Raw genomic sequence first — 24,911 nt, 5'->3', positions numbered from 1 at the left:
AGGTTATGGTGGATACGGCGGATTTCATTCTATAGGTGCAATCTTGGTATTGTTTATCCTGTTGGTAATTATCTCAAAAGCATTTTGGGTATGATTATGTTGTACTACAAATAAAGGAGGTTCAAGCCATGAGTGGATATGAAGGTGGAGCAGGTTATGGTGGATACGGCGGATTTCATTCTATAGGTGCAATCTTGGTATTGTTTATCCTGTTGGTAATTATCTCAAAAGCATTTTGGGTATGATTGGTCTGGGGGCTCTGCTGGCGTAATGCTGGCAGAGCTTTTTTTGTTGAAGGAATTTCCACACCAATCACCGAATAGCTAATTGAGGTGATCAGCATGAACCACACATATAAAGTGTTGAAATCGGATATCGAATTGTTCGCAGCTGCATTAAGCCAGGTAAGAGTATATGTAGTAAATCCGTTGAGTGAGGATATGGTGGAAGTTGTAGACTACGGAGGCCCCGTAGAAAAGTTTTCGCCGGAATCGATTAAGATTAACGGATCTTATTTCTTTCGTAATCAGTTTGAATTTAGAGTAGATGTGAAGAAGGACTCCACTGGCATTTAGCTGGTAGGGTATTTTTTCTTTTATATTGCTCACAAAAGTTATTGACAACTGTTATATTTTGGACAACAATAGAGTCCAAGAATATAAAATAATGGTATTTTTATGTGAAGGGTGGCTATGACATGAAGCATACACCTGAGATTTTAGCGGAGTTGGAAGAATATCTAAAACAAAATGGCATGACATTGGCAGAATTTTCGGAGTGTTCAGGTGTTCATCAAAGAACGCTTAATAATTGGATTCTTAAGCATCGTCCTGTTGCTATACATCAGCTTGATCGAATGGCGCTGGCTATGGGATTACCGGAAGGTTATTTTTACGAACGATACATAGAACATTACATCATCGGCCTTTCTCCGGATTGGCGGCGAATCGAGCCAGTATTGTATCGGTGTGCTGAACTGGATAAGCTGGAAGCGATTCAGCGTATAGTTGGGCATATCATGGACAATCTGCTGTATTCCCCAAAGTTATTTGATGTGGCAGAAAAGCTATTCGCACAAGATCGACATGCTGCTGCGCTGATCCTCTATAACGGGGTTGCAGAGACCGAGAAGTACCAGCACTCTGATCGCTTGGCAATCTGCCATTATCGTATATTCACGATTCAGGTTGGAGACGATCAACGCCAAAATCTCAATGCAGCTACAAAATTTGAGGATTTTGTCGAACGTCTGGACGAAATAGATCAGCTTGACGCATTGAAGGATTTGGCTAACGTGTATAGGTCTTTGCGTCTATGGGACAAGGTAGAGCAAATGGCTAAAAAAATGAAGGCGAAGGCGGAAATCCAATATTCAATGAAACATCAACAGAAGAAGCGAGAGTGTGACGAGTCTAAAAAGAATCTGAGTCGTCCCATGTTTGCGTACATCACCTATGCCAATTTGTTGTGTGCCAGTGTATGCGAAGCCCAAGGCGATTATCAACAAGCTCTACAATATACATATGCCTATGCTGATCTGAATTGGGTCAAAGAGACGGATGTAGATACGCGGCATTGGATCAAACTGTATCAAGATTGGGCGCAATGTAATACTTACGTATATAAACTCCTGTCTGGAAATACAAGTGTCTTACCCGATTATGTTGAATATATTGTTGCATCGCCAGATAACACTGAAAAAGAAATGGTTGCCAATCTGATGAATATAGTCATGGCAGCAAACCAATATCAGATAGATGTGGACGATGTACTCTTACAATTTGAAGATAAAATTAATTCCTTTCCTCAATTACCGGCATCTGATGATATTTATACCCAACAAGTTGTGCCAGACCAGTATGCACGTTTTGGTTACGAGTTAGCTTATTATTATTTGTATCGAGGGATGTATAATGATGGTTTTAAACATTTGATGAATGCATCGCTAAAAGCGAATATAATAAATAATGAGACATATTTTATAAACTGTATGGGATTGTTTGTTCGTTTTCAAGCCCATGCGGTTCCTGAAACCAAAGCAGAGTTTTTCAATTTAATTGAGAGGGTGTGGATAAACAATGTTGAGAAAAATGGTTCTTCTGATCGTCGCAACTAGCTTTTTGTCTATCTTAGCTATGCCTATTCATCCGCTCAGCCATAATACAAGCATCCAGCCTCAGGAAACGGTTGGAGGAATGTAAACGGATAGGAACAAAAAAAGCTCTGCTAACCTTAATTGGTCGGCAGAGCTTTTTTTTATTTGAACAATCTTGAAAGCAGCTTGAATATATCAAACGTTGACTGATTGTACACCTTATTGTAAGCCGCCTTGCGTGGGTTTCTAAGCCATCCCCAGCCTCGTGGCATCTTTATGCCTGCACGGTGTGCAATCTGCCGCTTGAGGCTGGTGCGAGCTGCTATACGCTTGTTTAGGCTGGGTTTACGTGGGCCGTATTTCATTATCGTTTCTCAAAAGGATTAATACCGAGACTCCGCTTCAATCCTTCCTGTAGCACCTGGGAGAAATTAAGATGTTGCAGTTCAGCTTGATCATTAAGCCACTTCGGGACAGTCAAGGTCTTTTTAACAGCCTTACTTTCCATAGCTTCCCTAACTACAGGCATGTAGACCTGAACGTCACACGCAGCCTCTGCTGCTTCTCGTTGTGCCAAAATAACATCAAGTGGGGAAGGATCAGGGATAGGGTCGCCGTCTTGTTCCATAACATACATAAACCCCTCCAGCGCTTCCCGAGCTGCAGCATGCGCTTCTTCGGCGGTATCTCCAAATGTAAGGCAACCGGGTAGATCTGGAAAACGAACGGATATTCCATCCTCAGAATGATCGAGCAGTGCCCAATAGCGATAAACGTCTTTTTTACTCACTATAATTAACCTCCTTTGGGGAGGGCTGTTCAGCCCTTAATCCCCGCTGTTTTTAGGATACTTGCTTGTGTCTTCGGAGGAAAGCTTTTCTTAGGATGCGGAACCGTAACCTTACCGATTTTTGTCGGATGCTTGAAGTAATGGTGACTGCCATGTACTCCTATTATATACCATCCGTCCTCTTCTAACAGTTTGATTAATTCTCTTGAACTGTATGATTTCAAGTGATTGCCCTCCTTACACTTATTATTATACACGTATAATAAGTACGTGTCAACGTATTATTTACACGTATAGTAAAAGCTTTATGAATTATTTACCGTCTCTTTTATAGGAACGAATGTTTGTATATAATATAAGTGAAGGAGTTGGTTGCTTTGCTACCTGATATCGAACGCAAACTACTGCGGATACTGTACAACTATTCAGCAGGCCGTAGACGCTTACCAACGATGAAGGAACTTGAGATAAAGACAGGTAGGAGCGTAGAGGACATCAGAACCGGGCTGCTGGCTTTGGAGAAGGGTAACTATATTACTTGGGACGACAAGCCAGATACTCTGAGTATCGTTATTATAGAGGGTTGGGAGCGTGGACAGATCAGGTCTATGTCGGCAGGGGACGCCAGTAGATATTTCACAGAATATTAAAACCCCGGATTGCTCCGGGGCATGTTTTATAGAGTGTCAATAACGTCTTGGTATTTTTTAAATTGTTCTTCTTTTGCTTGCCCAGTCATGTGCAGAAGTATATTATCCTTTTCGTAGAGATACGAAAAGAACATTGCGGACTCTTTTCCCATATCCTCATACCGCTTCTTTAATTCTTGCAAGTCCTCTTTATTGTCAAATACGAAAACATGCCCGTTATTTTTTTCGCCAATAGATGGCAAATAAAAAACTGTTGCACTCTTTGCTTTCATTGGTAGTGGCCCGTAATCCTTCGGTTTCATTTCTCTTGTATTTTCAGCTTCCAAACCAGCGGCCTTGAATTTAGCTACTACTTCGTCAGCCGTTATTGTTTTCGCTTCCTCTTTCTTAACTGGTGCAGATGCCGTTTCTGCTTTATTTTCTACTTCCGTTTGTTTACTTGAAGCATTACCGCAACCAGCAACTACAATCCCGAATGCAAGTACAGCAGTAGTGAGTAGTACCATTTTCTTATTAAACACTTCTTATTTCCCCCTATTTGATAATTATTTTATAGAGGTAGTCTATCAGACCTAGGAATATTTATCCACATAAAAAAGCAAGAGGATTATTCCCCTTGCTTCAACTTTTGTTCCAGATAATATACATCTAACCGGGTCCGCTTTGAAACCTGAGCCACGGCAAAAGCAAAACTTACAGCTTCATCGTAGGTAGCCCGAAACCCAACATCCGATGCCACGCCTTTGTAGTCTATCATGACCACGTACCCATCTTCCTGTGGCACGATTCGTACATGGTCGCCCCCCCTTTTTTCTTTCCCCTTCATTTTCTTGTTATACTCGTTCAACGCGGCATCAAGCAGATGACTTGCTGACACGACTTCTGGATCGTTTATTCCACGTTCATTTATTAGATTGTACATTCTTCGCCGTAATTCTTCTATTGTATTTTTTAACTCTTCTGTCAAATTGCTCACCCTTTTTAAGGTTAAAATGCCCAGTCGTGAATCTTATTATTCATTTTTTAGTAATATTTTCGACAAGAAATGACGTTTTTTTGATTTTAGTCCATTCCTTGTCGAACGATTTTTGTAGATTTTTGTCGTAAAAGGGATTACGATAATTTATATATTACGTATTAACGTTGTTATAAAGGCATCGTAATAATAGGGTTATTATGGTATGATGAGAACAAATGTTTGTTATTTCATAAAGGGAAGGCGAACTTCATTAAACTAAACATAAAAATAAACAGTGGAGTGTGGGACAGATGCAAAACCATGTTATTGAAGTAAAAAAAGATTTGCGAGATGAAGATATTTTAAAGTTTGTACATGCGATCCTAATTATGAGGGCTATTAAACCTCCAGTAACTATTGAACTAATCATGCTTACGAAAAAAAAGCTGCTAGAAGTAAGCAGCTTAATCATGGGGCAATAATGGGGCAGGAAAATATAATATGTTTGATAATTTAGACTAAGATATACATAGATACAAAAAGCTATTATGCTGTAGCACAGCCATTTGAGTAATCAATAAGCAATCTGAATAAGTCGCAAATCAGCCTTCCAAGCTGATAGCGTGGGTTCGATTCCCATCACCCGCTTTGTCGTAAAAATGCTCGAAACCCTTGCGCCGCAAGGGTTTTTTATTTTACCCATGATAGCTACGAATGCAAGGCTCTATTCGGAGTACAACTATTTTGGAAAAGGCAGTGAACGAGGCGGCATTCTGGACGATAAAGCAAATGGCAAATTTCAAGACGTGGGCAGCTTCCCGGCCATCACCAACCAAAAGTCGCGGGTAACCAACTGGAATCCGAGCCAGAACTACAGTTATCAAGTTTAAACTCCTGAATATACCAAGGAATTTGCAACTACATATGTCGGCTCGTCCAATACATCCCTTGTATTCGAAAAATAAATATGATGTACAATGGATTTGCAAATACGTTCTGATCTGCTATACTGGCTGCAAGCAAGTATTCCGTGAAAAGGAAGGTAACGATACGTCCGATGAAGTAAGCACACTGATTTCCCCATAAACTGCACAGTTACTGGCAGGCGGCTGTATGCTGCAACGGGAGAAGTGTGTCTGAAAATGAGGTTTGGGACGTATACGTTTGCTCCGGAACGGGATGATGCTTTTTTCCGTTTACGGTTCTCTTTCTTATAAACGTATGTTCTGAAACGATTCATAGCAGTCATTCTATATTCCCTGTATGCAAGCCGCAGCCTTCTGCGGCTTTTTTTATTGCTTCCAGTGGTAAAAACCGGACAGGGAAAGGATGATTACCATATGAAAACCATTTTGCGTATTCGAAATGTCATAAAGGATTGGAACGGAACGTCTTTGTTTGAGGATGTGTCCATGGATGTGACGGAGGGGGAGCGGCTCGCCCTGTTCGGAAGAAATGGAGCCGGCAAAACGACGCTATTGCGGATACTGTTGGGCGACGAGGCGCCGACTTCAGGTAAGGTAGAGCATGAATTACCGCTGGAGGAGCGGGGCTGGCTGAAGCAGCAGGATGCCATTCATTCCGCCCGAACTGCACTTGAAGCGGCACAGCAGGCCAGTCCTGAGCATTGGCGAGTGAGGACGACGCTGAAGCAACTGGAGGCCGAAATTGCTCATGAGGGAGAGGAAGCAGAGCGTCATCTGGAGCAATACGGCGAGCTAATGGATGAGTACGAGCGGCTACAAGGTTTTGCGTGGGAGTCCGAAGTGGAAAAGGCGCTGACCCGGATGGGCATGCCTGCTGAGACGTGGCCTATTGCTTATGGTGATCTGAGCGGAGGGCAGAAGACGAGAGTGCGGTTAGCCGGACTGATGGTTAGACAGCCGAAGCTGCTGGTGCTGGATGAACCGACCAACCATCTGGATGCCGAAAGTTTGCTCTGGCTGGAGCAGTGGCTATCGACCTATCATGGGACGTTGTTGTTTGTATCGCATGACAGAGCCTTTTTGGATCGGGTAGCTACAGGCATTTGTGAGCTGACGTCAACGGGCATTCGGCGCTATAAGGGCGGCTATACGGAGTATAAGGCGCATAAGGAACGGGAGCTGCGGGAGCAGGAAGCCAACTATCGGAAGCAGGAACTGGCACGGCAGGCGTTGGAGGAGACGATCCGAAATTATCGGGAATGGTTCCATCAGGCGCACCGGGCAGCTTCCAATGTGGAAATGGCCGTTACGCAAAGTTTTTATAAGGCTAAGGCTAATAAAAATATTTCTCGTTATCATGCGAAGGAGAAGGAGCTGGAACGGCTGGAGGCCAACCGGGTTGAGCAGCCGCGCGAAGTAGCATCTTTGCATATGAAATTAAGTGACAGTGGGTTTCAGGCCAAATATTTGCTGCGTGCCGAGCATGTCTGTTTTAGTTATGACGACCATACCATTGTGCAGGATCTCAACCTGAACATTGCACGTGGCGACCGCCTGGCTGTTCGGGGCCCGAATGGGATTGGCAAAACAACGCTGCTGCGACTGTTAACAGGTCAGTTGGAGCCGTATAAGGGAAAGATCATAGCGAATCCACAGCTAAAAATCGGATATTTTTCACAGGAACTGGAGCAGCTTCCAGAGGATCAGACATTGCTGGACAGTTTGCTTGCGCTCCCCACCATGACGCAGACGGAAGCGAGAACGGTGCTGGGATGCTTTCTTTTTGCCAGAGAAGATGTGTTCAAGAGGATCGGTACACTCAGTATGGGAGAGAAATGCAGGGCGGCCTTTCTACGCTTGTATTTTAGTGGAGCCAACCTGCTGGTGCTGGATGAGCCGACCAATTATTTTGACATTGAAACTCGTGAAATCGTGGAGGAGTCTTTGCGTAGTTACGATGGGGCGCTGGTGCTTGTCTCGCATGACCGGGAGCTGGTGCGTCGGACGGCAACCCGTTTGCTTGATATGCAGCATGAAGGCGTATATGAAATCTACGAAGGGACCGCCGACGAAAAGCAGGAAGAACAGCGGAACCGTCAACAGGAACCAGAGGATCAGGAGCAGCGTGAGGAGCGTCTGCGATTACAGTTGCGTCTTACGGAGCTGATGGGTACGGCGGGGCTGGACGATGAAAATAAGGAACTGCTGTCAGAAATCAGGCGTATTCGCGCCAAACTGGATCAGTCGGATTAAACTGCTGCGTCAGAATGGGCGAAACGTATGTCCGGCTTGCCAAAGCGCGAGGGTTTGCATATAATAATGAACAATAGTTTTAAATTTCAAAATGTCTTGATGGAGAAGAGTAGGCAGTGTCCGATTGAACAGGGAGGAAGCGCCGTAGGATTGAGAGCGTTTCTGCAAAACAAGGCTGTTGAAGTTCGCTCCGGAGCAGTTCCTTGAACCTCGTATGCCATCTTGTAGATGGCAAGCGGGCAAGTAGGGGATATCGGTTCACGACCGTTACAACGTGCAGAGCGAGATCATGATTGCATAGCATGGATAAACCACCTGTGTTGCCGAGAGGCAGATATTGTCGAAAGGCAAAGCGCGGGGTGAGCTGAGCAGGATTGTCTAACGAGGGTGGTACCACGGTCTTTTCGTCCCTTACCGGGAGAAGGGACCTTTTTTTGTTGTCTGAAAAGCTGGATATGAAGAAAGGGGACTGAACAGGCGATGAGCGAAACCATCCAAATGAAGGAACATTTGCTGGCCTTGAAGGAAGAAGCATTGGAAGTATTGGAGAAGGTGGCAACGCCCAAGGAGCTGGCCGATCTGCGGGTTAAATATTCGGGTAAAAAGGGTGCGTTGACTGAAATTTTGCGCGGTATGGGCAAGCTGAGTGCGGAAGAGCGTCCAGTTGTTGGACAGGTAGCCAATGAAGTGCGCGAGGCGATTGAAGAAGTCGTCAACCGTAAACAGGACGAGTTCACGAAAGCGGAGACGAATGAGCGTCTGCAAGCGGAAAAGATCGACGTTACGCTGCCTGGACGCACATTGCCGCAAGGCGGGCTGCACCCGATTAATAAAGTAATTGAGCAGATTGAGGACATTTTTACAGGTATGGGCTACCGAGTTGCGGAGGGTCCACAGGCAGAGACGGATTATTATAACTTTGAAGCGTTGAACCTGCCTAAAAATCATCCGGCGCGGGATATGCAGGATTCGTTTTATTTGACCGAGGATCTGTTAATGCGTACCCATACGTCACCCGTTCAGATTCGCGCAATGGAAGCGATGAAGGGCGAAACACCTATCAAGGTCATTTGTCCGGGTACGGTTTTTCGACGCGATGATGACGACGCTACTCATTCTTTCCAATTCCACCAAATTGAAGGAATTGTTGTTGGTAAAGACATTCGCATGAGTGATCTGAAAGGAACTTTGCTGCAATTTGCACGCGAAATGTTCGGGGAATCGACCGAAATCCGTCTGCGTCCAAGCTTCTTTCCGTTTACAGAGCCGAGTGCTGAGGTAGACGTGACTTTTGTAAAGAAAAATGGCGAGCGCGTATGGATCGAAATTTTGGGCTGTGGCATGGTGCACCCGAAAGTGCTGGAAATGGGCGGTTTTGATCCCGAGGTATATAGCGGTTTTGCATTCGGTATGGGTGTAGAACGGATTGCCATTTTGAAATACGGAATTGACGATATTCGTCATTTTTATAACAGCGACCTGTCATTCTTGAAGCAGTTTGCGCGTCAATAAACAACTATATCAAGGGAAGTGAACCCATATGAAAGTATCATTCGATTGGCTATCCGAGTATGTGTCGCTGGATCAGGTGAGCGCGGAGGATCTGGCAGAGAAAATCACCCGTTCGGGTATTGAAATTGATGAGGTTGAACATCGCAACAAAGGAATTACTGGCGTCGTGGTCGGTTATGTCAAAAGCAAGGAAAAACACCCTGATGCGGATAAACTAAATGTGTGTATCGTCGATGCGGGCCAAGAAGAAGATCTGCAAATCGTGTGTGGCGCCAAAAATGTGGATGCAGGGCAAAAGGTTCCTGTTGCCATCGTGGGGGCGAAGCTGCCGGGAGATTTTCAGATTAAAAAGGCCAAGCTGCGCGGTGTTGTGTCCATGGGCATGATCTGCTCGGCAAAGGAACTGGGTATGAATGACAAGCTGTTGCCCAAAGAGTTGCAGGAAGGTATTCTGGTGCTGCCTGAGGATGTTGAAATCGGTACGCCGATTACGAAGTTGCTGGCGCTGGATGATCAGGTGCTGGATTTTGATCTGACACCAAATCGTTCGGATTGCTTGAGTATGCATGGTGCGGCTTATGAAGTGAGCGCGATTTTGGGGCGTGACATTTCGCTGGCTGACCCGGCTAAGGATTTGATGGAAATCAGCGATGCGGCGGCAGATCATCTGTCGGTGAAGGTGGATACACCTGAACTGTGTACGCACTATGCGGCTCGTTATATCACGGGTGTAAAAGTGGGGGCTTCTCCGCTGTGGATTCAAAACCGCTTGATGGCAGCGGGTGTTCGTCCAATCAACAACATCGTGGATATTACGAACTATGTCATGCTGGAATACGGTCAGCCGTTGCATGCTTTTGATGCGGATAAGCTGGAAAATGGCAACATAGAAGTACGTCTCGCTCGTGCAGGCGAAACATTGATTACGCTGGACGATCAGGAGCGCAAGCTGGAGCCGCATATGCTGCTGATTACAGACGGCGTGAAGCCGATTGCGCTGGCCGGGGTGATGGGCGGAGCCAATTCCGAAGTTACGGATGCGACGGTCAGCATTGCGCTGGAATCCGCGAAGTTTGACGGCGGTACGGTTCGCAAAACGTCCCGTCAGCTTGGACTTCGTTCCGAAGCAAGCCTGCGTTTTGAAAAAGAGGTTGATCCAGGTGCTGTTGTACCTGCGGTGAACCGTGCGGCTGCACTGATTCAGCGTTATGCAGGAGGCACTGTGCATCAAGGAATCGTGGAATCTGCTTCTGTGAAGGCCGAAAACCGGATTATCAAGCTGTCGCTGGATAAAGTGAACCGATATTTGGGAACAGAGTTGTCGCTGCTTGAGGTGAAAACGATTTTTGGGAAACTTCATTTCGGATGCGATGACGTGGAACAAGGTGTGCTGGAAGTGGAAGTGCCTACACGCCGCGGAGATATTACCATCGATGTGGATTTGATTGAAGAGGTAGCCCGTCTGTATGGTTATGACAACATTCCGACGACGCCGATTGAAGGACCAACGACGCCGGGTGCTTTGACGGCGTCGCAATCACTGCGCCGCTCGCTGCGTAAATTGCTGGCCCATGGCGGCTGGCAAGAGACGATTAGTTACTCGTTTGTGCATCCAGAAAGCGCAGGTTTGTTTAATGCCCTGACGGAGGGCAGCCATCCGGTACGTTTGGCGATGCCTATGAGCGAAGACCGCAGTGTACTGCGTACGAGCATTATTCCGCAAATGCTGGATACAGCAGTGTATAACATGAACCGGAAGCAGGAAAATCTGGCGATTTTCGAAATAGGAACTGTATTTTATACAGCGGAACAAACGCTGACCCGTCAGCCGCAGGAAATTCAGGTGCTCAGTTTGCTGCTGACTGGTGTACGCCGTGAAAAACAATGGAACATCGGTGCTGAGAAGGTCGATTTCTTTGATATTAAAGGTGCATTGGAAACCGTATTCAGCTATTTCGGATTGGGTGCAAGCATCCGTTATGTGGCTGACCAGCCGCAAAGCTATCATCCGGGCCGTTCCGCCTCGGTATGGCTGGATGTGAATGGGACCTCCCAACGAATCGGGACCATCGGGCAGATCCATCCGGAGTTGCAACAGTCTTATGGGCTGAATGATACGTATGTAGCGGAAATTGCGTTGCAACAGGTGATTGAACACACCAACAGTCACATTAAATTCAGAGACCTGGCCCGCTTCCCGTCCGTGGAACGAGACATTGCCCTCGTGGTGGATAAAGACGTAGAAGCAGGCGAACTGCTGCGTGTGATTCATGCGGCGGGCGGAGAGCTATTGCAGGATGCACGGGTGTTTGATGTGTTTACAGGCAGCAAGCTTGGCGAAGACAAGAAGAGCGTAGCAATCTCCCTGACCTACCGTCACTGGGAGCATACGTTGACGGATGAAGAGATTCATGCGGCGCATATTCCTGTCGTTACGTCTCTGGAACAAACTTTTGGAGCGGAATTGAGAAAGTAGCAGGAAATGCGAGGAGTCGTATCGAATCTTAGTGACAGAGGTTCGATACGGCTTTTTGGCCTATCATCATGGAAGCTATCTACTCTGATACTCACCCGCTGCGGGGAAGCCGGACTAATGGGGTTGAACGCTTCACGAAGGGCGGGTTACCATAGTACCGGACACAACTTAGAATTAACATACAGTAGTATTGAAGGAGGGCATAATTGTGACTACACCAGATCGTACTCGCGTCACTGTAGAGATCTATGGTACTTCTTATAAACTCGTCGGCAGTAATACCGATTATATGAAGCAGGTTGCCAATTACGTGGATGAACGCATGCATAGCATTTCTCAGGCTCATTCGCGTCTTGATATGCCCCGAATTGCTGTGCTGGCTGCGGTTCATATGGCAGAAGAAGCTGTGCAAATTCAGGAAATTCAGAGTCATTTGAACCGGTTGGCCGGGGAGCGGGCGGAGCTTCGGGGCGAACTGGCTCAACTCCAGACGGCTCTTGGAGAACAGCAGCAAAAAAATGCGGATATGCAGCAGTCTTTTTCCCAATTGGAGGAAGAGAAGGAAACGGTTCTGAAAAAAAAGATGGAGAACGAATCCGCATCAGCTAGGGAAATTGCCGAATTAAAGGCGAAGCTGGAACAGCAGGAGAAAAAAGCGGCACAACTCGAAAATGGACAAAAGCAGGCTGAACGTCAATTGGAGGAGTCCCGTCAGGAAGCTTCTCGTAAGCTGAAAGAGCAGCAGGAGGCGGCAAATGCCCGTATCCGCCAGATGGAGGAGCAAACCAAGAAGGAGCTGGCCGAAGCGGTCAAGCAGGCGGAAGCCAAGCTGTCGGCTGCGGAGAAGGCCCATCAGGAGCGTCAGCGTACAGAGCTGGACAAGCTGCGTTCTGCTTTGCAGCAGGAGCATAGCCGGCAGGTCACTGAATGGCAGGACAAGTGGTCCGGGCTGAATGAGCAGTTGGAGCAGGAGCGTAAACAGGCGGAACTGGTGCTGAATGAGGAAAAGCTCCAGTATCAGGAGGCGGAGAAACGAGCCGAGGAAGCTGCACTGGAGCAGGAGATTCGGGTCGAGGAGCTTCAAGAGCAATTGGAGCAGGTACAAGCAGGCAGTACAGAGCTTTCTTCCTGTCTGGGAGAGGCGCAAGAGCAGGTTGCAGCATTGAAGCAACAGCAGTCCGAGCTGGAGTCTATGCTGGAAACGCAGCGACAGGCTGCGACAGAGCGCGAGCAGGCGGATACACTTGTGCGTGAAGAGCTGCAAAGCCGTTACGATGAATTGGCGGCGGAAGCCAAGGCAACGCAGCAGCAAGCGGCCAAGCTGGAGGAAGAACAGCGCCGGATGCAGAAGTTGCTGGAGCAGGCGCACGTGTCCTCCCGCAAACTGCAAAGTGAGCTGGCTACACTGGCCGAAAGCGAGAAATCTTGGCAGAAGCTTGCAGAGGAACGCCAACTCGCAGTAGATGAACTGGAGCTTTCGATACTGGAGGTACGTGAACAGAAGGAAGCTGTACAGGAGCAATTACAGCATGCCGTAGCTGAGGTTGAAACTGTAAATCATAAGTTTGCTGCACAGCAGCAACGTCTGTTGCAGTTGGAAGCGAGAATCAAGGAGCTTTCACCTGAGCTGATTCGCGTTCAGGACGAGCTGGAGAAGGCAATCCTGCGTGAGCAAGAGGGAACAAAGGCTTACACAACGCTTCAGGAGCAGTATGGAAGCATGAAGAGCCGGGCAGAGCAACTGGGACAGAATATCAAGCAGCTCCAACGTGAAGATAGTGAACGGCAGAAGGTACTGGAGCGTGCCGAAGAGGAATCACTGGAATGGCAGCTTCAATACGAGGAGTTGAAGGCTGAAGCGGAACGTTTGGAGGCCGAAGATGCTGCCCGTAAGAAAGAATTTGCTTCGTGGGAACGGGAAATAGCCGTAACTGTTGAACAAAAGGAACAGCTTCAAGAGGAAATTCGTCTGGCCATTGAAGCTGCCGAGGCGGCGAAGGCTGAACAGCAATCTGCAGATCAGGAACGGATGACTTTACAGTCCGAGCTGGAGGAAGTCGGTCAGAAGTATGAGCTGGCGGCTCATCAGCTTTGTCTTTTACAGGTTCAGCAGGATGTGGATCGGGAAAATGCGGAGAAGATGTCGACGGAATTACGTCAATTGCAAGAAGAGTATACCAAGCTTCAATCCGAGTACAATGAGTGGATTGAATTAATCGAACAGGATCAGTAGATACGGATTATAAATGCAATGCAATGCAATCCCCGGCTGCTTATCGCCGGGGATTATTTGTATGCTGTATTCTGTTCAATTCTGTAGATGACAAAAGGCTGTCCATGGCAGAAGGAATCTGCTGTGGAACAGCCTTGTCGGGAATGTGAACCCAAATTATTTCTCGCTCTTGTGTCCAGCTTCAAACGGTGTTGCTACCGGGATGAACAGGTCGATAATCCCGATAACTAATGCAGCGAGCAATGCGCCCAGAACAGAGACACTGACACTAGTTACGATATATTGAGCGATCCAGATAACCAGAGCGCTCACCAGAAACCCAACGATACCGCGTCCGAATGGTGAAACGCGTCGGCCAAACATAGCCTCAATAATGTAACCGATCAAGGCAATGACAATGGCAAGGATCAGCGCGCTCCAAAAGCCGCCTACACTAAAGCCGGGAACGATCCAGCTTACGACCATCAAAACCAAAGCGGCAACGATGAAACGCACAATGTGCCCGAGAATGCTCACGGAATAACCTCCTTTGTTTTTTGAATGCACAGGGTTATACAAAGGTTATTGTGTTGCATAAATGGTTTTCTTATGTGTAAAACAGAGTTGGAAAATAGCGTAAGTGCGCGGCTTTCGTTATAATATAGATATAAGTGAAAGGAGTAGTGAAGTTGGACTCTAAAATTTTCAAAACCCTGGAATATCAAAAAATTTTAAATAAACTAAGTCACTATGCTCAAACGGCGATTGGTCAGCAGACAGTTCAGCGGCTACAGCCCAGCGATGATTTGGAACATATCAAGAAATTGCTGAAAGGTACGGATGAGGCCTATGCTGCCGATCGACTTAAAGGAGTACCCTCATTTAACGGGGTCGTGGATATTACTCCGGCGGTCAAGCGCGCCCGTATCGGCGGAACACTGAGTCCGCAGGAACTGCTTGGCATTCGGACAACAGTTCAAGCTTCACGCCGTGTACAGGTGTACGTGGCAAGTTTGCATGAGGAAAATCCAGTCGAAACACTGCTGTATTGGAGTGAGCAGCTTTCAGAACAGAGAGGTCTGGAAAACTTGATTAAAAGCTGTATCGACGAAAATGCAGAGGTGCTGGATTCTGCCAGTACAGAGCTTTCACAAATCCGCAGAGAGCTGCGCTCGGGTGAAGTGCGTATTCGGGAAAAGCTGGATTCCATGATTCGTTCCTCTACCGTTTCTAAAATGCTTCAGGATCAGTTGATTACGATCCGTGGTGACCGTTTTGTAATTCCGGTTAAAGCCGAGTATCGTTCTTATTTTGGCGGAATTGTTCATGATCAATCCGGGTCTGGCGCAACGTTATTTATCGAGCCTGAATCCATTGTGGCCATGAACAACAAGCTGCGGGAAACACGGTTGAGAGAAGAACGCGAAATCGAAGTGATTTTACAAAAGCTGACCGCACTTGTCGCAGAACAAGCCGATATGCTGCTATATGATGTAGATGTTTTGGGGACGCTTGATTTTATTTTTGCCAAAGCGCGTCTTGCTCGCGAGATGAAGGCAACCTTGCCTTTAATGAATGATCGTGGTTACTTGAAGCTGAAAAAAGGCAGACACCCTCTTATTCCGTTGGAGCAGGTCGTTCCGATTGATGTGGAGCTGGGCAATTCGTACACCTCCATTATCGTAACCGGACCGAATACAGGGGGGAAAACCGTTACGCTGAAAACCATCGGCCTGCTTAGTCTGATGGCGATGTCGGGACTCTTCGTGCCTGTAGAAGACGAAAGCCAACTGTGCGTATTTGATGCGATCTATGCAGATATTGGTGACGAGCAAAGCATTGAGCAAAACCTGAGTACCTTTTCCAGTCATATGACCAACATTATCAGCATCCTGAAAAATATGACGCCAAAAAGCCTTGTGTTGCTTGATGAGGTAGGTGCAGGAACCGATCCTGCGGAAGGCTCGGCTTTGGCTGTATCCATTCTGGAGCATATGCATGCTTTGAATTGCCGTATGGTTGCGACGACTCACTACAGTGAATTGAAGGCCTATGCCTATGAGCGCAAAGGAATCATTAATGCGAGCATGGAGTTCGATGTTGCTACATTAAGTCCGACATACCGCCTGCTCGTGGGTGTACCTGGCCGAAGTAACGCTTTTGCCATTGCTGAGCGCTTGGGATTGCCGAGTCGTATTTTGGATTATGCCCGTGGTGAGGTGACAGAAGAAGACCAGCGCGTAGAGCATATGATTGCGTCACTGGAACAGAATCGTCTGACAGCCGAGCAAGAACGGGAAAAGGCGGAACAATTGCGTGGTGAGATGGAAGAACTGCGCACTCGTCATCAAAATGAGCTGGATAAGTTGGAAGCACAGCGGGACCGTATGCTGGAAAAAGCCGCGGACGAAGCGAGAAGTCTCGTGGACAAAGCTCGCAGCGAAGCGGAGAAAATCATTGCCGATCTGCGTAAGTTGGCTCAGGAAGAAGGAGCCTCTGTTAAGGAGCATAGGCTGATTGCAGCTCGCAGAGAGCTGGATGAAGCGGAACCGAAACATCGTAAGAAAAGCGCAGTCAAGCGCCCTGCCGCTGCACGTACTCGCTCTATCGTAGCTGGTGATGAGGTATCCGTTCACAGCCTGAATAAAAAAGGCCATGTAGTGGAACTGTCCGGCAGCAAGGAAGCGATGGTGCAACTGGGAATCATGAAAATGAAGGTCAGTCTGGACGATCTGGAGCTGCTGCAACCCGCCCAAACAACTGCACCGAGAGCTCAGAAGCCAGTAACCGGCATTAAGCGGACACGGGATGATAATGTGCGAAACGAGCTTGATCTTCGCGGTGCGAACGTGGAGGAAGCGCTGATGGAGGTAGATCGCTTCATGGATGAAGCATTTCTGGCCAATCTGGGACAGGTACACATTATTCATGGCAAGGGCACTGGGGTTCTTCGGACTAGTATTCAAGAGTACCTTCGCAAGCATAAGCATGTGAAAAGCTACCGTATCGGAAATTACAACGAAGGCGGCACAGGCGTGACGGTTGCTGAATTGGAATGAGCTATGGGTTACCAACTCCGGCCGGGAAAGCTTTGTAGAACGGGAGGGACAAAGTGAAGATGGCGATTGATGAATTGCTGTCACATCCGTTAGGAATGATGCTGAGCTATTTCTCGGTGGCGGTGCTGGAGCTGATTATATTTTTGTCTTGCTTTGAGCTGGTGACCCGGTATAAATGCTGGGAAGAAATCAAACGCGGCAATATTTCAGTAGCGATGGCTACGGGCGGGAAAATGTTCGGTATTTGCAACGTGCTCCGCTTTGCGATGGAAGCCAAATCCAGCGTGTACGATGCGATGATTTGGTCGTTCTTCGGCTTTTTACTGCTGCTTGCGGCGTACTTTCTGTTTGAGTTCCTGACACCAGTATTTTCAATCGATCAGGAAATTAAGGGGGACAATCGTGCTGTCGGCTTATTCTCCATGATGATCTCGATATCGTTATCTTATGTGATTGGTGCCAGTGTAACTTGACACATCCTGTATACTAGAGCTTGGTATATGCATGGAACGGAAGGATGATGAAGCTTGGAGATGACTATTTGTCCATGGTGTAACATGGAAATTATTTGGGATGAAGAATTGGGACCTGAAGAAGAGTGTCCTTATTGCCATAACGACCTGAAAGGGTATTCGGATATCACCGATGATGAAGATGAAACGGAGTCTGATTCTGCACATGTTCATGGGCATACGGATGAGCACCGACATGGAGAAAGTGAACACATGTATACTCATGAACATGACCACAGCCATGATGATGCGACTTCTGTGGGTCAAGCAGCACCCTCCCCTGGGAAGGACGATCTGAAGGGCTATCGTACGTTGAGCATTCAGCTTGGGGATGATGATGAGCAGGATATTTTATATGAAGCAGAGGATGAAGTTTTAGTTAAAAAGCCGACTGACGCTCCGTTGTTGCAGGACAGCGAGCTTCGCAAGCTGCCTGTGCTGCATACCCTGCAAAAATTTGAAGAAAGCGGTGCGGATCTGATGGCTTATGAACAAGGCGCTGAACAAATACTCGACAGACAAGATGAGGTTCTTGAATGTTCCCAATGCAGTGAATACATGCTGCATGCTGGTTCACAAACCGTGACTGGAGAAGGCTTTGTACCGTTGATGTCTCCTGCGCTCGGCAAACCTGTTCTGGATTTGCCGTTTGTCTTAAATGTATATGTATGTCCAAGCTGCTTCCATGTTCAGCAGACGCTGTCAGAGGATGATCGACTGCGTTTGTTAGAGAAGCTGAGTGGTATTTCCAACAATTAATTTATATTCCCCCGGATAAGCCCAAGTTGAACACGGGCATCTTAAACCGAAGAAGCTCTGAAGCAAGCTGAGTTATAAGGAGCTGAATGGTGATTTTCGGTTAGGGGGAACTATATTGAAATCAAACCTGAACCGACAATCCATTCTGCTACTAAGCCTGAATGGATTGTTTGTGTTTGCGGCAGCGTTGTCAGGTACTTTTCTTAACGTATATCTGTGGAAAAGCAGGCAGGATTACGCGATGATTGGCTGGTTTAATGTCAGCCAGCAAATTGCGCTGGGAATCATGGTCTGGGTGGCTGGAAAATGGGTCAAGGAGCATAACAAAATGAATGCTCTGCGCGTAGGGACCGCGTTGTCCGGTTTATTTTACCTAGTCGTTTTATATACGGGACCGCAGGCTGTAAACTACATATGGCCGTTAGGGATGCTATTGGGTGCAGCGTTGGGTTTGTTTTGGCTAGCTTTTAATGTGATTTTTTTCGAAGTCACAGATCAGGGAAGCCGGGATCATTTTAATGGCTGGGTCGGTCTGCTGGGCTCGTTTTCGGGTATTGTCGGTCCCTGGCTGTCCGGCTGGATTATCGCCCGTATGGAGGATGATGCGGGATACCGCGTGATATTTAGTATCTCTCTGGCACTCTATGTGGTAGGGGTGGTGCTGAGTTTCTTTCTTCGCAAGCGTAAGACGACAGGAAGTTACAATTGGCTGGAGCCCAAGCAGCGTTTGTCGCAAAAAGGAAGTATGTGGCGGCCATTGTCGTTGTCGCTTGTTACCCAGGGCATTCGTGAAGGAGTTTTTGCCTTCCTGATTACGCTGCTTGTGTATGTCGCTACTCAGCAGGAGTGGAAGCTGGCGCAGTTTTCGCTTATTACATCCGCAGTTTCATTTTTCAGCTTTTGGGCTGTTGGCAAATGGCTCAAGCCACATTATCGCTCGGTTGGCATGCTGTTGGGTGCCGTGCTGCTGGTGATTGCGCTTTTGCCGTTACTGTGGCGGATGCAGTATAGCACGCTGCTGATTATGGGCATCGGGACCGCCTTGTTTTTGCCGTTATATTTAATCCCGATGATTTCTGCTAGCTTTGACCTGATGGGAGTGAGCGAAGAGGATGCTAATCAGAGGGTGGAATTGGTCGTACTGCGCGAGTTGTGTCTAATGGTAGGTCGATTGACTGGAATGCTTATCTTTCTGGGTGTGTTGAGCATTAGCAAGGCATCTATAGCCATGATCTGGCTGTTGATTGGGCTTGCGTTAATGCCCGTGGCGGGATGGGTATTTATGCGCAATGTGCTAAAGAAGGAGCAAACAACGAAGCAGAGCAAGTCTCATTCCAAGGCAAGACGCTGGAACAGGCAAACCGAGTAGCTTAAAATATATATTCAAAAAAAAGAGCCTCTAAACCCACGAAAATGGGAATTGGAGGCTCTTTCGTGTTTCGTATTTATTAAGCCAGCGGCTCCGTTATTTCGGGTGAAGGCTTGGTGGTACGTGTTAGTGAAAAAAGCTCCATCTCAGGTCGGTGTGTGCCCGTCAGTTCATCAGCCAACAGCTGTGCAGCCATCATGCTGGTGACTGTGCCGTTTCCCCCGTATCCCTCCAAAAAGTAGCAGTTCGGAAAGCGCGGGTGCGGGCCAATATACGGTAAGCCATCATGGGAGGAGCCAAAAACGGCTGCCCACGCGTAATCAATCTTGAATGGTATATCGGGAAAATGCTCCTGTAATGCTTGCAGTAGCTTTTTCTGTTGGTGCAGCAACCTAACTTCACGCTGTTTCGGGTCGAGTACAGGCTCATCCAAACCTCCGATAATCATGCGTCCTTCTGTTGTCGAGCGTATATACAGATAAGGACGGGCGGTTTCCCAAATTAGACATTGTTCATGCCACTTGGCTGAATCCCCAACCGGATTGGTGGCAATCGCATAAGAGCTTTCCAGTATGGCTCCGCGATCCTTTTTAATTTCCTGTGATTCGTAGCCTGCCGCAAAAATAACCTTTTTCGCCCGAATGGTTCCACCGCTGGTATGACAAACGACCTCGTTGTCGTCAAATTCAAATTGCTTCGCTTCGGTATGCTCATATAAGTGTACATCAAGACGGCTGGCAGATTGCTGGAGTCCCTGTGCAAAACAAAACGGGTTTACCTCTGCATCTTCATGTGTATACAGCGCAGCCGGTTTTCGAAAGGGAAAACGAGAAGCCACCTGTTGCTCATTCCAATATTCCACCGGGAACCCAAAGCGGGTTAGCTGTTCGAACTCTTTTTGGAGCAACGATACATCCTCGGGCGTACTCGCATAATACAGGCTGCTGCGGCGAATAAAGGACGGATCGATGTCCACTGTGCTAGCCAACTTTTCCAACTGATCCAGAGCATTCTTGCACATCCGATAAAACAGCACCCCATTAGCCTCACCAAGGGTGTTGATAAAAGAGGTCAGCGTCTTATCATTGCTATATTGCAGCAATCCGGTATTGGCCGAAGAACTCCCGTGCGCCAGCTTACGTTTGTCAATGACCACCGTATTCACCTGTCGTTCTCCCAGCAGCCGGGCACAGAGCGATCCACCCATCCCGCCCCCGACGATAAGCACATCACAAGTCAAATCTTCTGTTAAAGAAGGAAAATCCAGTTTCTGCTCCAGAGTACTAGGCCAATACGTATTCCCACTAATCAATTCCATAACAAACACTCCCTATAAGCAATGTAATATGCAATATTCAATGTGTGTGTAGTTATTTACAGTAATTTTATACCCCTTAACTACCCACCCCAAAGGGAGTCTTATCGAGATCTTGGCGCCTTAATGGTTGGCGTTCCCGCCGAAGCAGCGAAGCGTCCTCAGAAACCGCCCCTCACAAAATCGTCAAATTTCGATAAACTCCGCCACTCTTCACGTATACATATAATTCCGCCAAACGGACAATCTAATCTGCGTGCAACAAAACATTTAAGGAGGCACAGACCATGCAATCTACGAACATGCAACCTTTGACTGGCAAAGAACTGGAGTACATCGTGGACTCCATATCTAATGAAGAGCTGCTGCTCAAGCAATGTGCGGCAACGGCAGCATCCATTCAGCATCCTGCCATGCAGCAAGCTTGTCTGCAATTCGCGAGAACTCATGAGCATCACCTGAACCTGCTTTCCAATGCCCTTCAACAGCACCAGCAGCTTGCTCCTATGCAACCGCAGCAGTAATTATGGATTAACCAACAAAGGAGGTAATATCACAATGTTTTCACAGAACAATACGTCATTTATGCCCGAAGAAGATTTGCTCTATACCATTCTTGCTGATATGAAACGCACCGTGGGAGAATATACAACGGCGACAACAGAATCCAATTGTCCGGCCGTGCGCCAGCTTTTCACCGACCTTACGAACGATACACTGCGTCTGCAAGGTGATTTGTACCGTCTTATGAGTCAAAACAATATGTACTCTACCTCGTCCAAAGCGCTGCGCATCGATTTGGACAAACAGATTCAAGAAGCTCGCAAGACTCAACAGGAATGCCAACAGTTCATTCAGCAAAAATCGTCCTCAGCGGGAGTATACGGTCAAACAATGCATCGACAGGACCAGCCTTCTCACCAAAACAACCCCTACTATATGTAAACGGGACACACTCCGCTTTTGAAGCTTTTTCTCATAACAAGCCGTCCGTCTGCCGGGTTCACCGGGACGGGCGGTTTTTCTTTGCAGGTTTAAAGCGCGTATTGTATGATATATAGTAATCTCTTTTGATGGAGGCCTTATGTAGAATGACAGAACTGAATGACTTGAAATTGAAAGTGCTGAAATTGTTAAAAGAAGATGCAAGAAGGACGCCGACTCTGCTTGCTACCTTGCTGGGAGCTGCCGAACAGGAAGTACGTGGCGCGATTAAAGAGCTTGAAGACCAACATGTGATCGTCAAATACGCCGCTGTAGTTAATTGGGATAAAGTTGACGACGAAAAGGTTACTGCTTTAATTGAGGTGCAGATTACACCGGAGCGGGGAAGAGGATTTGAAGGCATCGCCGAACGGATTTATTTGTATCCACAAGTTAAATCGGTATATCTCATGTCCGGTGCATACGACTTGTTAGTTGAAGTAGAAGGACGCAATCTCCGCGAGGTAGCGAACTTTGTATCGGAAAAGCTGTCACCTATTGATTCAGTCCTGTCCACCAAGACCAATTTTACGCTCAAAAAATACAAACAGGACGGAATTATCTTCGAAGATCATCAGGAAGATAATCGTCTGATGATTTCGCCGTAAAGGAAGATCATGATGAATATCAAACCTGAAGCACTGACTGACAGTAGCAAAGCCATGAGCTCGTATTTGTCTCCATTGGTGCGCGAGATCCCATCCTCGGGCATCCGTAAGTTTTTTGATCTGGTGGGCGGCAACAAGGATATTATTACTCTGGGGGTAGGCGAACCGGATTTTACAACCCCTTGGCATATGCGGGAAGCCTGCGTCTATTCATTGGAGCGGGGGTTTACCAGCTATACTTCCAACGCAGGGACGCCTGAACTGCGTGAGGCGATTAGTGAATATCTGGATGAGCAATTTGCAGTCCGCTATGATCCTAAAAGTGAAATTATCGTGACGGTGGGCGGCAGTGAAGCGATTGACCTGGCTTTGCGTGCATTAATTGTACCCGGCGACGAAATTCTGGTTCCTGAGCCATGCTACATTTCATATTCTCCGATCACTTCGATTGGTGGCGGTATTCCTGTAGGAATCGAAACTTTCGCCAAGGATGAATTCAAGCTGACAGCAGAGGCGCTGGAGGCTAAAATCACACCTAAATCTAAAGTGCTGATTTTATGCTATCCAAGCAATCCAACTGGGGCGACCATGACCTATGAGGATTGGCTTCCGATTGCGAAGGTTGTAGAAAAGCATGATTTAATCGTTATTTCTGATGAAATTTATGCAGAACTGAATTATGGAGAGAAGCATGTCAGCTTCGCGGCTGTGCCGGGAATGATGGACCGTACCATTCTCGTCAGCGGTTTTTCCAAAGCCTTCGCCATGACGGGCTGGCGTATTGGATATACATGCGGGCATCCTGATTTAATTGCCGCTATGCTTAAAATTCACCAGTATACCGTGATGTGTGCGCCTTCGATGGGGCAGGTTGCGGCTCTTGAGGGGCTACGCAATGGTTTGGGCGAGAAGGATCGCATGGTGGAAGCTTACAATCAGCGTCGCCGTCTGATGGTTGAGGGATTCCGCGACATTGGTCTGGAATGCCACGAACCGAGAGGGGCTTTTTATGTTTTCCCAAGTATTCAAAGCACAGGACTAAGTTCAGATGAATTTGCGCAACGTCTTTTGGCAGAGGCCAAGGTTGCGGCTGTGCCGGGGAACGTGTTCGGTTTGGGGGGCGAAGGATACCTTCGTTGCTCGTATGCGACCTCTGTGGCTCAACTGACGGAAGCATTGGATCGGATCGGTCAATTTGTAGAAAAAGTAAAAAAAGAAGGTTGAAATTATTTTTATGGGTAATTCATAGAAAATAGTCTTTTATTTCTAAATTTATATGCTATAATTTAAAATCGAAAGCAGGCAGTTCAATTTTTTAATTGCAGGAGGAATGCTCATGTTATATGTTGGATATCATTCATCGGGTTCAATAGGATACGACATTTCCCTGGAAGATGAAATTTTGTTCCTGCGCAATGAGATGATGCGGACGTTTCAGAAAGAGAAGTCCTTTACCTCTGATCTTGTCATTGAAATCAGTTGCAAGCTTGATTTGAAAATTAACGAATACATGAAGTTGTACGATACGGCATGCAAGGTGTAACCGTGTGAAGCCAAGCCGTATGTATAGAGAAGGCCGCAGAGCCTTCTTTTTTTGCGTTCATAACTTATGATATATTGGTGGCATGGAAGAGAGGGCGTACATATAAGAGGGCTGAAAAGGCCGATGCGGCCGGGGAAGACGATCTGTTTATTTTGTCGTAAGAGGATATGGAGTTGTAGGGACAGAATGTTCGAATTTGTCTTTAGACCAAACATTATTTGCTACCGTGCCACCGCGTACGAGCAATAAGGAAGAAGCCATTAAGGAATTAAAAGCACTGACGGAATGATAGAGGGGATGATAGACCGTGGGAATTTATACAAGAACAGGTGATGAGGGACAAACTTCGGTGATTGGCGGTCGAGTGTCCAAGGACGATGACCGTGTGGAGGCATATGGCACGATTGACGAACTGAACAGCTTTGTAGGACAAGCGATCAGCTTTGCCGAAGGGGAAAAGTTTGCGGATATTCGCGCTCAATTGGAGGAAGTACAGCAGGAACTTTTTGATTGCGGATCGGATTTGGCGTTTGTCAAAATCAACGAAAGCAAATACAAGGTAAAGGATGAGCTGGCAGAGCGGCTGGAAGGCTGGATTGACGTATGTCAAGAGGAAAATCCGAAGGTGGAGCGGTTTATTATTCCGGGAGGCAGCACGTTGTCCTCAGCGCTTCATGTTTGTCGTACGGTTTGCCGCCGCGCGGAACGTCGTGCTGTCACACTGGGCAAGTATACGGAAATCAATCCTGCGGTACGTCGGTATTTGAACCGTCTGTCCGATTATTTCTTCGTCGTGGCCCGCACTGCGAATGTACGTCAAGGGGTATCGGATGTCGAATATGTGCGTAGCAAAAAAGTGTTCCGCAAATAAGGAGGCAACTGGGAATTTG

Annotated in this window: 26 protein-coding genes and 1 pseudogene; 21 read left to right on the top strand and 6 right to left on the bottom strand. The window is 47.1% G+C overall.

Features of this window, described 5'->3' with window-relative positions:
- From ACWGOO_RS03020 to ACWGOO_RS03005, 4 genes are all read left to right on the top strand, one after another.
- Positions 1–94, top strand: a 94-nt coding sequence (locus tag ACWGOO_RS03020) for a YjcZ family sporulation protein (protein ID WP_452481598.1), incomplete at its 5' end; no start/stop codon positions are given.
- Positions 95–128: 34 nt separating this feature from the next.
- Positions 129–245 (top strand): sporulation protein YjcZ, encoded by a 117-nt coding sequence (locus ACWGOO_RS03015; protein ID WP_160789428.1) that lies wholly within the window; start codon positions 129–131, stop codon positions 243–245.
- Between the two features lie 96 nt (positions 246–341).
- Positions 342–575, top strand: a complete 234-nt coding sequence (locus tag ACWGOO_RS03010; protein ID WP_452481366.1) for a hypothetical protein — start codon at positions 342–344, stop codon at positions 573–575.
- Between the two features lie 122 nt (positions 576–697).
- Positions 698–2,116, top strand: a complete 1,419-nt coding sequence (locus ACWGOO_RS03005) for a helix-turn-helix domain-containing protein (protein ID WP_452481365.1) — start codon at positions 698–700, stop codon at positions 2,114–2,116.
- A 343-nt stretch (positions 2,117–2,459) separates the two neighbouring features.
- Here the strand turns inward: ACWGOO_RS03005 and ACWGOO_RS03000 are convergent, their stop codons facing one another.
- Positions 2,460–2,885 carry a type II toxin-antitoxin system HicB family antitoxin gene (locus ACWGOO_RS03000; protein WP_452481364.1) on the bottom strand — a complete coding sequence of 142 codons (426 nt, stop codon included), beginning with the start codon at positions 2,883–2,885 and terminating at the stop codon, positions 2,460–2,462.
- Positions 2,886–2,914: 29 nt separating this feature from the next.
- The gene (locus tag ACWGOO_RS02995; RefSeq protein ID WP_452481363.1) at positions 2,915–3,142 is read right to left on the bottom strand and encodes a type II toxin-antitoxin system HicA family toxin; all 228 of its coding nucleotides are present in this window, start codon (positions 3,140–3,142) and stop codon (positions 2,915–2,917) included.
- Between the two features lie 102 nt (positions 3,143–3,244).
- On the opposite strand from ACWGOO_RS02995, the gene ACWGOO_RS02990 reads away from it, so the two are divergent.
- Entirely contained in the window at positions 3,245–3,535 is a 291-nt protein-coding gene (locus ACWGOO_RS02990) for a hypothetical protein (protein WP_452481362.1), read from the top strand.
- A gap of 26 nt (positions 3,536–3,561) precedes the next feature.
- Here ACWGOO_RS02990 and ACWGOO_RS02985 read toward each other — a convergent pair whose 3' ends face one another.
- Both ACWGOO_RS02985 and ACWGOO_RS02980 read right to left on the bottom strand, forming a co-directional pair.
- Positions 3,562–4,056 (bottom strand): hypothetical protein, encoded by a 495-nt coding sequence (locus ACWGOO_RS02985; RefSeq protein WP_452481361.1) that lies wholly within the window; start codon positions 4,054–4,056, stop codon positions 3,562–3,564.
- An 86-nt stretch (positions 4,057–4,142) separates the two neighbouring features.
- Positions 4,143–4,502 (bottom strand): Spo0E family sporulation regulatory protein-aspartic acid phosphatase, encoded by a 360-nt coding sequence (locus ACWGOO_RS02980; RefSeq protein ID WP_452481360.1) that lies wholly within the window; start codon positions 4,500–4,502, stop codon positions 4,143–4,145.
- 302 nt (positions 4,503–4,804) lie between these two features.
- On the opposite strand from ACWGOO_RS02980, the gene ACWGOO_RS02975 reads away from it, so the two are divergent.
- The 6 genes and pseudogenes from ACWGOO_RS02975 to zapA all read left to right on the top strand — a co-directional run bounded on the left by ACWGOO_RS02975 (position 4,805) and on the right by zapA (position 13,893).
- Positions 4,805–4,975, top strand: a complete 171-nt coding sequence (locus tag ACWGOO_RS02975) for a hypothetical protein (protein WP_452481359.1) — start codon at positions 4,805–4,807, stop codon at positions 4,973–4,975.
- Between the two features lie 222 nt (positions 4,976–5,197).
- Positions 5,198–5,458, top strand: a pseudogene (locus ACWGOO_RS02970) (pectate lyase); the annotation flags it as partial.
- Positions 5,459–5,833: 375 nt separating this feature from the next.
- Positions 5,834–7,672, top strand: coding sequence for a ribosomal protection-like ABC-F family protein (abc-f, locus tag ACWGOO_RS02965; protein ID WP_452481358.1), 1,839 nt, complete (start codon positions 5,834–5,836; stop codon positions 7,670–7,672).
- A 480-nt stretch (positions 7,673–8,152) separates the two neighbouring features.
- Complete coding sequence (gene pheS, locus ACWGOO_RS02960) at positions 8,153–9,184, top strand: phenylalanine--tRNA ligase subunit alpha (RefSeq protein ID WP_452481357.1); 1,032 nt, start codon at positions 8,153–8,155, stop codon at positions 9,182–9,184.
- Positions 9,185–9,212: 28 nt separating this feature from the next.
- A complete protein-coding gene (pheT, locus tag ACWGOO_RS02955; RefSeq protein WP_452481356.1) occupies positions 9,213–11,660 on the top strand; it encodes a phenylalanine--tRNA ligase subunit beta in 2,448 nt (815 codons plus the stop codon).
- 208 nt (positions 11,661–11,868) lie between these two features.
- Positions 11,869–13,893 (top strand): cell division protein ZapA, encoded by a 2,025-nt coding sequence (gene zapA, locus ACWGOO_RS02950; RefSeq protein ID WP_452481355.1) that lies wholly within the window; start codon positions 11,869–11,871, stop codon positions 13,891–13,893.
- A 156-nt stretch (positions 13,894–14,049) separates the two neighbouring features.
- Here zapA and ACWGOO_RS02945 read toward each other — a convergent pair whose 3' ends face one another.
- A complete protein-coding gene (locus ACWGOO_RS02945; protein ID WP_452481354.1) occupies positions 14,050–14,409 on the bottom strand; it encodes a phage holin family protein in 360 nt (119 codons plus the stop codon).
- 152 nt (positions 14,410–14,561) lie between these two features.
- On the opposite strand from ACWGOO_RS02945, the gene ACWGOO_RS02940 reads away from it, so the two are divergent.
- The 4 genes from ACWGOO_RS02940 to ACWGOO_RS02925 all read left to right on the top strand — a co-directional run bounded on the left by ACWGOO_RS02940 (position 14,562) and on the right by ACWGOO_RS02925 (position 19,571).
- On the top strand, positions 14,562–16,931 hold the full coding sequence (locus ACWGOO_RS02940; protein ID WP_452481353.1) for an endonuclease MutS2: 2,370 nt from the start codon (positions 14,562–14,564) through the stop codon (positions 16,929–16,931).
- Between the two features lie 59 nt (positions 16,932–16,990).
- Positions 16,991–17,404: a DUF350 domain-containing protein gene (locus ACWGOO_RS02935; RefSeq protein WP_452481597.1), complete on the top strand. Its 414-nt coding sequence runs from the start codon at positions 16,991–16,993 to the stop codon at positions 17,402–17,404.
- A gap of 54 nt (positions 17,405–17,458) precedes the next feature.
- Positions 17,459–18,202 (top strand): hypothetical protein, encoded by a 744-nt coding sequence (locus tag ACWGOO_RS02930; RefSeq protein ID WP_452481352.1) that lies wholly within the window; start codon positions 17,459–17,461, stop codon positions 18,200–18,202.
- 115 nt (positions 18,203–18,317) lie between these two features.
- A complete protein-coding gene (locus tag ACWGOO_RS02925; protein ID WP_452481351.1) occupies positions 18,318–19,571 on the top strand; it encodes an MFS transporter in 1,254 nt (417 codons plus the stop codon).
- A gap of 79 nt (positions 19,572–19,650) precedes the next feature.
- Here the strand turns inward: ACWGOO_RS02925 and ACWGOO_RS02920 are convergent, their stop codons facing one another.
- Positions 19,651–20,889: an NAD(P)/FAD-dependent oxidoreductase gene (locus ACWGOO_RS02920; RefSeq protein ID WP_452481350.1), complete on the bottom strand. Its 1,239-nt coding sequence runs from the start codon at positions 20,887–20,889 to the stop codon at positions 19,651–19,653.
- Positions 20,890–21,173: 284 nt separating this feature from the next.
- Here ACWGOO_RS02920 and ACWGOO_RS02915 point away from each other — a divergent pair, with 284 nt between their 5' ends.
- The 6 genes from ACWGOO_RS02915 (at position 21,174) to ACWGOO_RS02890 (ending at position 24,892) form a co-directional block, all read left to right on the top strand.
- Positions 21,174–21,410: a hypothetical protein gene (locus ACWGOO_RS02915; protein ID WP_452481349.1), complete on the top strand. Its 237-nt coding sequence runs from the start codon at positions 21,174–21,176 to the stop codon at positions 21,408–21,410.
- Between the two features lie 34 nt (positions 21,411–21,444).
- Complete coding sequence (locus ACWGOO_RS02910; protein ID WP_452481348.1) at positions 21,445–21,831, top strand: spore coat protein; 387 nt, start codon at positions 21,445–21,447, stop codon at positions 21,829–21,831.
- Positions 21,832–21,977: 146 nt separating this feature from the next.
- Positions 21,978–22,478: an Lrp/AsnC family transcriptional regulator gene (locus ACWGOO_RS02905; protein ID WP_452481347.1), complete on the top strand. Its 501-nt coding sequence runs from the start codon at positions 21,978–21,980 to the stop codon at positions 22,476–22,478.
- Positions 22,479–22,490: 12 nt separating this feature from the next.
- Positions 22,491–23,702, top strand: a complete 1,212-nt coding sequence (locus ACWGOO_RS02900; protein WP_452481346.1) for an aminotransferase class I/II-fold pyridoxal phosphate-dependent enzyme — start codon at positions 22,491–22,493, stop codon at positions 23,700–23,702.
- Positions 23,703–23,814: 112 nt separating this feature from the next.
- On the top strand, positions 23,815–24,021 hold the full coding sequence (locus tag ACWGOO_RS02895) for an aspartyl-phosphate phosphatase Spo0E family protein (RefSeq protein ID WP_452481345.1): 207 nt from the start codon (positions 23,815–23,817) through the stop codon (positions 24,019–24,021).
- 307 nt (positions 24,022–24,328) lie between these two features.
- Positions 24,329–24,892, top strand: coding sequence for a cob(I)yrinic acid a,c-diamide adenosyltransferase (locus ACWGOO_RS02890; RefSeq protein WP_452481344.1), 564 nt, complete (start codon positions 24,329–24,331; stop codon positions 24,890–24,892).
- Positions 24,893–24,911: the final 19 nt, after the last annotated feature.

The organism is Paenibacillus sp. NPDC055715 (assembly GCF_053617595.1).
The sequence above is the reverse complement of the archived record's forward strand: the minus strand, read 5'-3'. Positions and strand labels throughout refer to the sequence as shown.

Bases quoted from the DNA above. Each gene is read 5' to 3' on its own strand.
- ACWGOO_RS03015 (WP_160789428.1), top strand. From the start codon at position 129: ATGAGTGGATATGAAGGTGGAGCAGGTTATGGTGGATACGGCGGATTT.
- ACWGOO_RS03010 (WP_452481366.1), top strand. From the start codon at position 342: ATGAACCACACATATAAAGTGTTGAAATCGGATATCGAATTGTTCGCA.
- ACWGOO_RS03005 (WP_452481365.1), top strand. From the start codon at position 698: ATGAAGCATACACCTGAGATTTTAGCGGAGTTGGAAGAATATCTAAAA.
- ACWGOO_RS02975 (WP_452481359.1), top strand. From the start codon at position 4,805: ATGCAAAACCATGTTATTGAAGTAAAAAAAGATTTGCGAGATGAAGAT.
- abc-f (WP_452481358.1), top strand. From the start codon at position 5,834: ATGAAAACCATTTTGCGTATTCGAAATGTCATAAAGGATTGGAACGGA.
- pheS (WP_452481357.1), top strand. From the start codon at position 8,153: ATGAGCGAAACCATCCAAATGAAGGAACATTTGCTGGCCTTGAAGGAA.
- pheT (WP_452481356.1), top strand. From the start codon at position 9,213: ATGAAAGTATCATTCGATTGGCTATCCGAGTATGTGTCGCTGGATCAG.
- ACWGOO_RS02935 (WP_452481597.1), top strand. From the start codon at position 16,991: ATGGCGATTGATGAATTGCTGTCACATCCGTTAGGAATGATGCTGAGC.
- ACWGOO_RS02920 (WP_452481350.1), bottom strand. From the start codon at position 20,889: ATGGAATTGATTAGTGGGAATACGTATTGGCCTAGTACTCTGGAGCAG.
- ACWGOO_RS02915 (WP_452481349.1), top strand. From the start codon at position 21,174: ATGCAATCTACGAACATGCAACCTTTGACTGGCAAAGAACTGGAGTAC.
- ACWGOO_RS02910 (WP_452481348.1), top strand. From the start codon at position 21,445: ATGTTTTCACAGAACAATACGTCATTTATGCCCGAAGAAGATTTGCTC.
- ACWGOO_RS02905 (WP_452481347.1), top strand. From the start codon at position 21,978: ATGACAGAACTGAATGACTTGAAATTGAAAGTGCTGAAATTGTTAAAA.
- ACWGOO_RS02900 (WP_452481346.1), top strand. From the start codon at position 22,491: ATGAATATCAAACCTGAAGCACTGACTGACAGTAGCAAAGCCATGAGC.
- ACWGOO_RS02895 (WP_452481345.1), top strand. From the start codon at position 23,815: ATGTTATATGTTGGATATCATTCATCGGGTTCAATAGGATACGACATT.